This window comes from Variovorax sp. AC103 (genome assembly GCF_979254005.1).
The window spans coordinates 33,068-44,654 of the sequence record NZ_CEEDFC010000029.1; the positions used below are offsets into that span (position 1 = coordinate 33,068).

Annotated in this window: 10 protein-coding genes; 4 read left to right on the forward strand and 6 right to left on the reverse strand. The window is 66.6% G+C overall.

The window, feature by feature from the left end; translation table 11 throughout:
* Positions 1-2 precede the first annotated feature (2 nt).
* Complete coding sequence (locus AC0IYU_RS30955; RefSeq protein WP_472125170.1) at positions 3-1,664, forward strand: SEL1-like repeat protein; 1,662 nt, start codon at positions 3-5, stop codon at positions 1,662-1,664.
* A 36-nt stretch (positions 1,665-1,700) separates the two neighbouring features.
* Here AC0IYU_RS30955 and katE read toward each other — a convergent pair whose 3' ends face one another.
* On the reverse strand, positions 1,701-3,887 hold the full coding sequence (gene katE, locus AC0IYU_RS30960; protein WP_472125173.1) for a catalase HPII: 2,187 nt from the start codon (positions 3,885-3,887) through the stop codon (positions 1,701-1,703).
* Between the two features lie 32 nt (positions 3,888-3,919).
* Complete coding sequence (locus AC0IYU_RS30965) at positions 3,920-4,069, reverse strand: hypothetical protein (protein ID WP_435437749.1); 150 nt, start codon at positions 4,067-4,069, stop codon at positions 3,920-3,922.
* Positions 4,070-4,416: 347 nt separating this feature from the next.
* Between AC0IYU_RS30965 and AC0IYU_RS30970 the strand changes: the two genes are divergently transcribed.
* Positions 4,417-5,232, forward strand: coding sequence for a transglutaminase-like domain-containing protein (locus tag AC0IYU_RS30970; protein WP_472125176.1), 816 nt, complete (start codon positions 4,417-4,419; stop codon positions 5,230-5,232).
* A 139-nt stretch (positions 5,233-5,371) separates the two neighbouring features.
* Here the strand turns inward: AC0IYU_RS30970 and ligD are convergent, their stop codons facing one another.
* The 3 genes from ligD to AC0IYU_RS30985 form a co-directional block, all read right to left on the reverse strand.
* On the reverse strand, positions 5,372-7,924 hold the full coding sequence (ligD, locus tag AC0IYU_RS30975) for a DNA ligase D (protein ID WP_472125179.1): 2,553 nt from the start codon (positions 7,922-7,924) through the stop codon (positions 5,372-5,374).
* Positions 7,925-7,939: 15 nt separating this feature from the next.
* Positions 7,940-8,914, reverse strand: coding sequence for a non-homologous end joining protein Ku (gene ku, locus AC0IYU_RS30980; protein ID WP_472125182.1), 975 nt, complete (start codon positions 8,912-8,914; stop codon positions 7,940-7,942).
* Positions 8,915-8,987: 73 nt separating this feature from the next.
* Positions 8,988-9,998, reverse strand: a complete 1,011-nt coding sequence (locus AC0IYU_RS30985) for a M14 family metallopeptidase (RefSeq protein WP_472125185.1) — start codon at positions 9,996-9,998, stop codon at positions 8,988-8,990.
* Between the two features lie 165 nt (positions 9,999-10,163).
* On the opposite strand from AC0IYU_RS30985, the gene AC0IYU_RS30990 reads away from it, so the two are divergent.
* The gene (locus AC0IYU_RS30990; RefSeq protein ID WP_472125188.1) at positions 10,164-10,421 is read left to right on the forward strand and encodes a hypothetical protein; all 258 of its coding nucleotides are present in this window, start codon (positions 10,164-10,166) and stop codon (positions 10,419-10,421) included.
* Positions 10,422-10,424: 3 nt separating this feature from the next.
* On the opposite strand, the gene rpe is transcribed toward AC0IYU_RS30990, so the two are convergent.
* On the reverse strand, positions 10,425-11,120 hold the full coding sequence (gene rpe / locus AC0IYU_RS30995) for a ribulose-phosphate 3-epimerase (protein ID WP_435487915.1): 696 nt from the start codon (positions 11,118-11,120) through the stop codon (positions 10,425-10,427).
* 59 nt (positions 11,121-11,179) lie between these two features.
* On the opposite strand from rpe, the gene apaG reads away from it, so the two are divergent.
* Entirely contained in the window at positions 11,180-11,575 is a 396-nt protein-coding gene (gene apaG / locus AC0IYU_RS31000) for a Co2+/Mg2+ efflux protein ApaG (RefSeq protein ID WP_435439050.1), read from the forward strand.
* The last annotated feature ends 12 nt before the right edge of the window (positions 11,576-11,587 follow it).

Genomic DNA, 11,587 nt, shown 5'->3' on the forward strand with positions numbered 1-11,587 from the left:
CCTTGAAGCTACTCCGTATTTGCAACACCGCTCAGCCGCGCGCAGCAGCCGCAGCGCTGTTTGTTCTCTTCACCCTGACCGCCTGCGCCATGAATGATCTTCCCCGCAACATGAACCTCAAGGCCTTCAACCCGCACCGGCTCGATTTCATATGCATGCACGAAGCGTCCAAACTGCCAGCGATCACGAACGAATCGGAAATGCTGTTCCAGCAAGGTATGGCGGTGACCAGCAACGAACTCTGGCCCGACCAGCGCGACTACAAGAAGGCGGCTCAGCTTTGGGAGCAGGCCGCAGCCGAGGGCCATTGGAAGGCCGCGATGAATCTTGCGGGCTTGCTTGAGCGCGGCCTGGGTGTGCAACGGGATACAGAACGAGCAGTGCTGATCGTTGAAGGATTGATGAAACAGGGGGTGCCGAGCGCCTTCGACAAGATGGGCACCTACCACCGGCGCGGCATCGGGGTCAACCCGGACATCGATCGGGCTTACGGGTTCTGGCAACTTGCAGCGGACATGGGTAATCCCGCGGCGCAGACATATCTCGGCAACAAACTCGACGCCGCCTATGACGATTCACAGATGGGCGTTTGGGGCAATCGCATCGTGGGACTCAAGATGTTGGAGTGCGCGTTTGCGCAGGGATTTGGGGAAGCAGCGTACAGGCTTGGGCAAACGCTGGATATCGACAAAGACTATGACCGGGCGCTCGTTGTCCTTCACGAAGGCGTGAAATTTGGCAGCAAGGACGCAGCTGGCTACTTGTCGTCAAGCTTTAGAAATCAGGATCCGCTTACCAGCAACTTGATTGATCAGGCTCGTGCTGAGCGTTACAGCACGTTTTACGAGGCCCTCGAGCTCAACCCAGACCTTCGTCTCCCAAATCTCGACAAGGTCCTTCCCCTGCCGCCCGCTGCGCTGCCCTTCTGGGACGGCAAACGCGCGACGTTGATCGACGCAGCGAAAGCGGTCATCGTCAAGCAACCAACGCCCGCCACACCAGGGGCCAACCGCACCGGCCGTGCACACATTCCTCAAGGCTACGTGCTGGCGAGCAACGTCACATTGCCGCCCGGCGAGAACGCCTGCGACAGCCACGGCAGACCATGGGGTTTCACAGCCAAACAGCACGCTCACTTCACCGGCTACTGGCAACCTCGGATCGATGTGGTGCGGGGTGACTGGCAACTCGACTGGAACGCAGCACAGGTGCCCACGCATTTCAAACGCGGCGAGGCCCTCCCCGATCTGGCCGAACAAATACCCCCAGGGTATGGCGCGGTGACCTGGCACTACAAGGGCATTCCGGTTCAGCAAGCCTTGTCGATCAATCCGCATGTCGCACAGGGCATTGCGCGATACGTGCCGGCACCGGAAGTGCCCCGCAGCTGCAGCGGGACCGCTCTCTGTCCGCAGACAGGCATCTGGCATGCGCGCTTGAAGAAGGAACACGCGCAGCACGCGGTATTCCATGAGCAGGGGCAGGGGCAGGGGCAGCAAACGTACATGGAAAAGGGCCAGCCGTTCCCGGTGCCAACCGCGCTACGCGGAGCAGGCGGGATCGCGGTGGCAGCCGGGGACATCCGATGGGATTGGATCGGCGATGCCAATCAGACGGACGCCTCGGGGCATGTGCATGTGACGTTGGCCCCGATCGAACGTTAGCCCATTCGCTTCCGCTTCTCTCCCGCGCCCTTTTGCCTATGCCGGCACCGCGTCGACATTGGCCCGGTCCCAATGTCGGTGCTTCGCGATCGCCGCAATGAAGTCGCTCGCCACCTGCGCCGCAGCCGTCGTGTCGCCCATGTTGGTGACCGGAGTGGCCGCCACGACGACACCGGCCGGCGCCTCGGACTCCGGCGTGATGCCCAACGACGACAGCAGCTTCACGCCCTCGCCCACCGTGCAGATCGCCTTGCAGTGCTTGTAGGCCTCCAGCACGAAGTGCACCGCGTCGCCTATGCCACCCATCGCTGCGGCGGCTTCGCTGCCCGCGGGCACCAGCACGGCGTCGAACATCACCGAGGGCGTGTTCGAGAAGGTCATGTCGACATCGATCTGCCGCTTCGACGCGCTGGCCACGGTGCCCAGGCGCGGGCCCACCACCTTGCATTGCGCGCCGGCCTGTTCGAGCGCCTCGCGAATCGGCTTCAGCGAGGCCGAATCGACACCGTCGGCCACCAGAATGGCGATCTTGCGGGTGCGGATGGAACCGTCGCCGGTGTCGGCCATGCTGAGCGCCGGCGATTCGTCGATGGGCAGCGACATGCGGTGGTCGCGAAAGCCCGCGCGGCCGGCAGCGGCCTTGGCATCGGGCTCGCCGATGCCCAGCGGCTCGGCCACACGGCGTGCGAGCTTCTCGTCCACGTGGGCCAGGTTGTCGACCATGCGCTGGCGGATGGCCGGCACTTCGAGCTTGGACAGTTCGAAGCGGAAGGCCGCGATGATGTGCTCCTTCTCGGGCGCGCTCTGGCTGTTGAAGAACAGGCGTGCCTGCGTGAAGTGGTCGTCGAACGACGGGCTGCGGCGGCGCACCTTGGGCGGATCGATCTCCTCGGGGAACGACTGGAAGCCGTTGCTGCCGCCGTCCACCCGAAACTCGGTGCCGCTGCCCAGCGTGTTGGGCTCGTAGGCCACCTGGCCGCGCGCGATGCTCTGGCGGTGCATGCCGTCGCGCTGCATGTTGTGGAACGGGCACACGGCCTTGTTGATCGGCAGCTCGTGGAAGTTGGCGCCGCCCAGCCGCGAGATCTGCGTGTCGGTGTACGAGAACAGGCGGCCCTGCAGCAGCGGGTCGTTGCTGAAGTCGATGCCCGGCACCACGTGGCCCGGGTGGAAGGCCACCTGCTCGGTCTCGGCGAAGAAGTTGTCGGGGTTGCGGTTGAGCACCAGCCGGCCGATCTTCTGCACCGGCACCATTTCCTCGGGGATCAGCTTGGTGGGGTCGAGCAGGTCGAAGCCGAGCGAATGCTCCTTGTCGGCCGGGATCATCTGCACGCCGAGCTCCCATTCGGGGAAGTGGCCGTTCTCGATGGCTTCCCACAGGTCGCGGCGGTGAAAGTCCGCATCCTTGCCAGCGATCTTCTGCGCCTCGTCCCACACCAGGCCGTGGATGCCGAGCTTGGGCTTCCAGTGGAACTTCACGAAGTGGCTCTCGCCGCGGCTGTTGATGAAGCGGAAGGTGTGCACGCCGAAGCCCTCCATCATGCGCAGGCTGCGCGGAATGGCGCGGTCGCTCATGGCCCACATCAGCATGTGGGTGCTCTCGGGCATGAGGGAGGCAAAGTCCCAGAAGGTGTCGTGCGCGCTCGCAGCCTGCGGCATCTCGTGGTGCGGCTCGGGCTTGACGGCGTGGATGAGGTCGGGGAACTTCATCGCGTCCTGGATGAAGAACACCGGAATGTTGTTGCCCACGAGGTCGTAGTTGCCTTCGCGGGTATAGAACTTGACGGCGAAGCCGCGCACGTCGCGCACCGTGTCGGCCGAGCCGCGCGAGCCGGCCACGGTAGAGAAGCGCACGAAAACGGGCGTCTTCGCATCCGGGTCCTGCAGGAAGTCGGCGCAGGTGAACTGCGACATCGACTTGTAGACCTGGAAGTAGCCGTGCGCCGCCGAGCCGCGCGCATGCACGGCACGCTCGGGAATGCGTTCGTGGTCGAAGTGCGTGATCTTCTCGCGCAGGATGAAGTCTTCGAGCAGCGTCGGCCCGCGCACACCCGCCTTCAGCGAGTTGTGGTTGTCCGGTATCTGCAGGCCCTGGTTGGTGGTGAGCGTCGCCGGATGCTCGGTGGTGAAGCCCTCGAGCTGCTGCTGCTTGGCGTTGCCCCCATCGCTTGCCTTGGAGGCACCGGTGCGGCGGCCTGCTGCGGCCTTGTTCTGTGGCGTCATCGTGGACCTGGAGTCTTTCATGAGGAAGGCGCTCAGCCCATTTCGTTGTTGTCGAGGAACATGTCGAGCACGTTGACGACGGCCACCAGGCAGATGCAGCCCGCAACGGCTGCGACGGCCCACACGAGGATCTCGTCGCCCCAGTTGGTGGTGAGCGTGTCGAAAAGCGAAGCAAAGTCCATGATTCCCTCCAAGGAAACAAACAGAACGAACCGGGCGAACGGCGGGTTGAACTGCTTGCAATCGGGGGGCTGCAAGCGAAATGCAAGGTTATGTTTCGTGCCGCCTGCAGCCCGTAGTGGCCGCCCTCCCCCATTTGTGGGAGAAAACGTGCGGCTTCGGTAGGAGCACACCGACAGCACATCGCCCCGGCCTACGAGGGTTCGCGCGTCCTTGCCGTGGGGCGCGCGGGGCTGTGTCGCATAGCATGGACGCGGAACATCGCAGGGGACGGCATCAATCGTGCTTGTCGTCCCTTGTCTCGCGCGCCGGCCGCACCGCCCGGATCACCCAGGGAAGAAAGACACCCATGCAGATCAGGATCGGCTTCGACATCGAACTCGGCGTGACCGCGCCCACGGCATTGATCTACATGCTGCAGGTCCATCCGTCGCGGGCTGCGGACCTGCAGGGTCCGGAAAACATCACCATCAGTCCGCCGCTGGTCACCGACCACTACCAGGACAGCTTCGACAACCACTGCGCGCGCGTGCACATTCCGTTCGGCGTGAGCAGCGTGCGGTTGCGCAACAACGCCGTGGTGTACGACACCGGCTGGCCCGATCCCGTCGATTTCGGCGCCATGGAGCACGCGGCGGCCGACCTGCCGGTGTCCACGCTGCCCTTCGTGCTGCCCAGCCGCTACTGCGAGGTCGACAGCGAACTGCTGCAGTTCGCCTGGGCCAACTTCCTGAACGTGGCGCCGGGCTGGTCGCGCGTGCAGGCGATCTGCGACTTCGTGCACCGGCACCTGCGCTTCGACTACCAGAACGCACGCGCCACGCGCACCGCGCTGGAGGGTTTTCGCGAGGGAACGGGCGTGTGCCGCGACTTTGCGCACCTGGCCATCACGCTGTGCCGCTGCATGAACATTCCGGCGCGCTACGTGACGGGCTATCTCGGCGACATCGGCATTCCGCCGGTGCGCTACCCGATGGACTTCAGCGCGTGGTTCGAGGTGTACCTGGGCAACCGCTGGCACACCTTCGACGCGCGCCACAACACGCCGCGCATCGGACGCATCGTGATCGCGCGCGGGCGCGACGCGGCGGACGTGCCGATCACGATGATGTTCGGAGCGAACACGCTGCAGCGCTTCGATGTGACGACGGAAGAAGTGCTGTAGCAGCCTTGGATTTCTTGCGCCTTCCCCTTCCGGGGGAAGGCTGGGATGGGGCAGTGCCCAACGAGCGCCGTGAGAAGGTTGAGGCCGTCGTGCCCCCACCCCAACCGTCCCCCGGAAGGGGAGGGAGCAAGACAAGTCGCTACTTGTAGCCCAGCAGCCTCATCGCCGGGGCCAGCCCCTTGCGGCTGCGCTCCATCGCCTCCCAGGGCTTGTTGCCGGTGGCGAATCGCTCCGCCGCGTTGGCCACGGTCCATTGCGAGGCGCTCGTGAGCACCGGCAGCTCTTCCCACGCCACAGGCACCGACACGCCCAGCCCCGGCCGTGAACGCGCCGACCACGCGGCAACGGTCGTCGCGCCGAAGCCGTTGCGCAGGTAATCGACGAACACCTTGCCCACCCGGTTGCGCGGCCCGCTCTTGGCGACGAAGCGCTGCGGAATGGTCTTCGCCAGATGCACGACCACCGCCTGCGAGAAGCCCTTGACGGTGTCCCAGTCGTATTGGCGGCGCACCGGCACCACCACGTGCAGCCCCTTGCCGCCGCTGGTCTTCAGGAAGGAAGGCAAGCCCATCTCGTCGAGCAGCGTGCGCACCAGCATCGCCGCCTCCTGGATCTGCGACCACGCCACGCCCTCGCCCGGGTCCAGGTCGAAGGTCATGCGGTCGGGCTTGCCGATGGCGCGCGAGGTGGCGTTCCAGGTGTGCAGTTCGATGACGTTCATCTGCGCGGCACCGATCAGCCCTGTCTTGGTGTCGATCTGCAGCAGCGGCTCATGCCCCGGGTCGAGTGCGGGATCGAGCAGCTTCACGCCGGGGATCTCGCGGTTCTGCAGGTGCTTCTGGAAGAACAGCTCCCCGCCCACGCCTTCGGGCGCGCGCACCAGCGACACGGGCCGCCCGCGCAGATGCGGCAGCATGAGCGCGGCCACGCTGTCGTAATAGGCCGCGAGCTCGCCTTTGGTGATGCCGCTGTGCGTGTCGATCACGCGGTCGGCGTGGGTGATCTTGAGGGCCATGGGCGTTCCTGCTCCCCTGCGCATTTGTGATGGTGTGGATTCGCCGGCCGGCTGCGGCCGTTCGCGGCTTATGTCGCGCGCGGGCTTGTCGGCACGCAAGCCCTGGAACACCGCGTGGCGCACGCGGTGGTCGCGCGTCCATTCCCCAAAAGCCACCTCGGCCACCAGCGTGGGCTTGACCCATTGCGCCTTCACACCGCCCGGCGTGGGCTCGAAGGGGCAGGTTTCGGTGGCGAGCTTGTCGAGGCGCGACTTGATGTCGGCAAGGCGGTTCGCGTCGAACCCCGTGCCCACGTTGCCGCAGTAGCGCAGTTGTCCCGTGGCCTCGTCATGCACGCCCATCAGCAAGGCACCGAAGCCCGAACGCGAACCCTTGGGTGCGGTGTAGCCGCCGATCACGAACTCCTGGCGCTGCTGGTTCTTCAGCTTGATCCAGTCGGCCGAGCGGCGCGACACATAGGGCGAGCCCTTCAGCTTGCCCACGATGCCCTCGAAGCCGATGCGCGCGGACGAGGCCAGCAGGTCGTGCGGCGAAACGTCGAAGGCCTCGCTCAGCCGCAGCGATGCGGGCGGTTTCTTGCCCAACAGCTTTGCCAGCCGCGCGCGCCGTTCCTCGACGGGCAGGTCGCGCAGGTCTTCGCCGTCGAGAAAGGGCGCGTCGAACAGCCAGTACGCCATGGACGAGGTGGCGCCGCTGTCGAAGGCGTTCTGCAGCGCCTGGAAGTCGGGTGCGCCATTCTCGCCGTCGACGGTGATCTCGCCGTCCAGCCAGGCCGAATCGGTGGGCAGCCTGGCCAGCGCCTTGGCCAGCGCGGGCAGCCTGGCGGTCCAGTCGTGGCCGTTGCGGGTGAAGCAGCGCACCTTGCCCTTGTCGATGCGCGCCAGCAGGCGGTAGCCGTCGAACTTGAGCTCGTAGAGCCAGTTCTCTGGCGATGCGGGTGGCGAGGCCGCGAGGGTGGCGAGTTGGGGCTGCAGGGTGGCGGGCAGCGCGACTTTCTTCGCCGCCTTGGGGGCGGCCTTCTTTGCGACAGCTTTCCTTGCAGCGGTTTTCTTTGCGGGCGCCTTGGTCGCGACCTTCTTCGGCGGCTGGCCGACCTCGTCCACGCCCAGCCCGGTGATCACGCTCGCGGGCTGCGCTTCGAGCACGTCGTAGTCGCCGATCGGCCGCGCCTCGCCGTCGCGCTCCTTGATGAGCAGCCACGGCTCGTGCGACTCGTCGCCCTTGCCGTGCATGCGCACCAGCGTCCAGTGCCCGTGCAGCTTCTCGCCGCGCAGTTCGAACTTGAGCTTGCCGGCGGCCAGCGATTGGCGCGCATCGCCGTCGGGCAGCCAGTCGCCGCGGTCCCAGACGATGACGGAGCCCGCGCCGTACTGCTTGGGCGGGATCGTGCCCTCGAAGTCCGCATAGGAGATCGGATGGTCCTCCACATGCACCGCCATGCGTTTCACCGTCGGGTCGAGGCAGGGTCCCTTCGGCACGGCCCAGCTCTTGAGCGTGCCGTCGAGTTCGAGCCGGAAGTCGTAATGCAGATGACTCGCGTGGTGCTTCTGGATGACGAAAGACAGCACGCCCTTGCCCGCCTTGCCGCCAGTCTTGGGCTCCGGCGTGCGGGTGAAGTCGCGCTTGCCGTGATAGCGCGCCAGCGCCTTGCTCGCGGCCGATGCGGTGGTGCCCATGGCGATCGGCCCGCGTCAGGCGGCGCGGCGCGCCTTGGCGGCTGGGGCGGTCTTGCCAGCCGCCTTCGCGGCCGGCTTGCGCTTCTTCGCGGCAGCCTTGGGAGGGGGTGCTTCGCCCTCCTCCGCTTCGTCGTCGTCAGCGGTTGGCTTGGCCTTGCTGCCGCCCTTGCGCAGGCTGCGCTGCAGCAGCTCCGTGAGGTCGATGATCTTGGCGCCGCGGCCTTCGCCGGCCTGCCCTTCCTCGGGCTCGGGCTGCGTCACCGTTTCGGTCTGGCCGGCCTTCACCTTCTTGTCGACCAGCCGCAGGATCTCGTCCTTGAACTCGTCCTTGAATTCGTTCGGGTCCCAGTCGGCGCTCATGTCCTCGACCAGCTGCCTGGCCATCGTGAGCTCGCGCTCGCTCAGGCCCGCCTTCTTCACGTCTTCGGAGGGCAGCGGCAGGTCGGCCCAGGGGCGGATGTCGGCGCCCCAGCGCAGCAGGTTCAGCACCAGTCCCGGGCCCACCGGCACCAGCACGGCCAGGTGCTGCTTGGTCTGGATGACCACGCGCGCCACCCCCACGCGACCGCTGCGCTGCAGCGTCTCGCGCAGCAGGGCGTACACCTTGGCGCCGCGGTTGATGGGCGCCACGTAGTAGGGCCGCTCCAGGTACACGAAGGGAATGCCGTCGACCGGCACGAAGGTCTCGATCTCGATGGTCTGCGTGGTCTTGGGGTAGGCCGCCGCGATCTCCTTGTCGCTGAGCACGACGTATTCGCCGTCTTCGTAGGCAATGCCCTTCACGATCTGCTCGCGCGCGATTTCCTTGCCGGTCTTCTTGTTGATGCGCTTGTAGCCGACCGGGTCCATGGTGCGCTTGTCGAGCCAGTCGAAGTCGATGCCGTGGTCGGTGGTGGCCGAGTAGAGCGCGACCGGAATGTGGACCAGGCCGAAGCTGATCGCGCCTTTCCAGAGGAGGCGCGGCGCAGGGGATTTTTGAGAGACGGGCATGGGCACACTCCTTCGGCATGGCACTTTGCGCCTGCCCTGGCCGCCCGGTGTAGGAGCGCCGCCCCAGACGCGGTCAGGCGGTGCCGGTCGAACCCGCCACGGACCCCAGTTGCCGCTCGCTCGGATGCGCGAAGTAGAACCACTCGGTGCCGGGCAGCGCCACGGCGTTGGGAAACACGATGAAGCCGTCGTCGGGCGCACTCACCAGCGTGCCGTCGTGGCGCATGCCGATGGGCTCGCCGCGTTGCACTTCGTCGAAGGTGGCCCAGTCGCGCACGAAGCTGTCTTCTTCATGCAGGCGGTCGGTCACGCTGGCCAGGCGCAGCAGCCGGGGCGCCTGCACCGGCGCCCCCGAGAGCCCCGGCGGCAGCGCCGCCATGCCCAGCAGCGCCAGCGCGCGGCGAATGGCGCGCCACGCCACCTCGGGCGCCTGCGGGTCCAGGTGCTGGCCGCATTCGAGCGTCACGCCGTAGCCGCCGCGGCTGCGGATGTACTCGTTGGTGCCGCGGCCGAAGTCGAGCGCGGCCTCGTCGGCAGGCGCGCCGCCCGCGCGCTGCGCCAGGTTCGCGGCATAGATGTCGAGCCAGCCTTCCACCACCACGGGCGTGCCGATGTGCAGCGCCAGCTGGCCTTCCTCGAACGAACGGGCGAAGGGCTCCAGCGTGCCGGTGTTGTCGCGCGGGCCGATCATGGCGAAGGCCTCGCCCGCGCTCTGGAAGGAGTGCAGGTCGAGCAGCACCTCGTGCCGCGCGATCAGCGGGGCCAACACGTTGGTGATGCGGGCTTCGTAGTCGGCGGGCTGCTCGCTCGGGCGGAACAGCCGGTTGAGGTTGCGCTCGCCCTCGCGCTGCAGGCGGCGCCGCGCAAGCGGGTTGGCCACGGGCACCAGGGTGAGCTCGCCGCGCAGCAGCTGCAGCGTGCCGGCGTCGAACTCGCCCAGGATGCGCTCGATGCCCAGCGTGCCGGAGATTTCGTCACCGTGGACGCCGCCCACCACGAGCAGCCGCGGTCCGGGGGTCAGCGAGGCAAAAGTGTGGATGCGCAGGCTGTCGGTGGCCACGCCGGCAAAAGGATCGGAGGACATGCCGGGGATTATTGCGGAGCCCCATGCCACTGAGCAAAGGCACTGCGCAAAGGCACTGCGCATTCGATGGCGTTCGAGCGCGCACCTACAGGGGCAGCCTTGCATGTCCTACCGCCCTGCTGGGGCGCTCGCGGCACGCTGGAGCGAATCACAAGGAGCAGCGCAATGAACACGAAGACGAAGACCCAGCCGAGCGACAAGACCGCGGACGCGAACGACGGCAAGACCAAGGTGCAGCAAGGCGGCGAACCGGCCCCGCGCCTGCCGAACGAGCGCGACCAGTCGTCGGACAGCCAGCAGACCCGGGACGGCAAGCCCTCGGAGGTGGGTCGCAAGGCCCATGACGACGTGGAGCGCGGCGTGGTCGACACCGACCGCGGCCCGGAGGCCGACCGCGTCTACAACGAGCAGGTCAAGCGCTGACGCTCAGGCAGCGGCAACGCCGGCGAGCTGCTTGCGCATGTCGGCGATCACCGCGCCGTAGTCCTTGGCATTGAAGATCGCGCTGCCCGCCACGAAGGTGTCGGCGCCGGCGGAAGCCACGCGCGCGATGTTGTCGACCTTGATGCCGCCGTCCACTTCAAGGCGGATGTCGCGCCCGCTCTGCTCGATGCGCTTGCGCGCCAGTTCGATCTTTCGCAGCGCCGAGTCGATGAAGCTCTGGCCGCCGAAGCCGGGGTTCACGCTCATGATCAGGATCAGGTCGATGTCGTCGATGGCCCAGTCCAGCGCCTCCAGGCCCAGCCCCGGGTTGAACACCAGCCCGGCCTTGCAGCCCGCACCCTTGATCGCCTGGATGCTGCGGTTCACATGGGGCGACGCGTCGGGGTGGAAGCTGATGCAGTCGGCACCCGCTTCCGCAAAGGACGCGGCGAGGGCATCGACCGGCTGGATCATCAGGTGCACGTCGATGGGCACCGGGGTGCCGTCGGCGGTCTTGGCGTAGGGCTTGAGCGCATGGCAGATCATCGGGCCGAAGGTCAGGTTCGGCACGTAGTGGTTGTCCATCACGTCGAAATGGATCCAGTCGGCGCCGGCCGCGATCACGTCGGTCAATTCTTTGCCGAGGTGCGCGAAGTCGGCGGACAGGATGGAGGGCGCAATGCGAAACGGGGTGCTCATGTCCCCGATTCTCGCAGCCGATGGAAGTCCGACGAAAGGCCTCCGTTACCATGCGCCCCATGTCAAACAGCCCCTTCAGCGTCCAGGTCGAACCGCGCTACCTGGCCGACCAGTCCTCCCCGAAGGACCACATCTACACGTTTTCGTACACGATCACCGTCACGAACACGGGCTCGGTGGCGGCCCAGCTGATTGCCCGCCACTGGCGCATCAACGACGCGTCGGGCCATCCGCAAGAGGTCAAGGGCCTCGGCGTGATCGGCCAGCAGCCGTTGCTGGCGCCCGGCGAATCTTTCCGTTACACGAGCGGCTGCCGCCTGCAGGCGCCCAGCGGCACCATGCATGGCAGCTTCCTGGTGGTGACGGAGGAAGGCGAACGCTTCGACGTGCCGGTGCCGATGTTCGTGCTGGAAGCGGATGTCGACGGCACCCCGGTGTCGCGCATCCTGCATTGAGCGCCACGACGC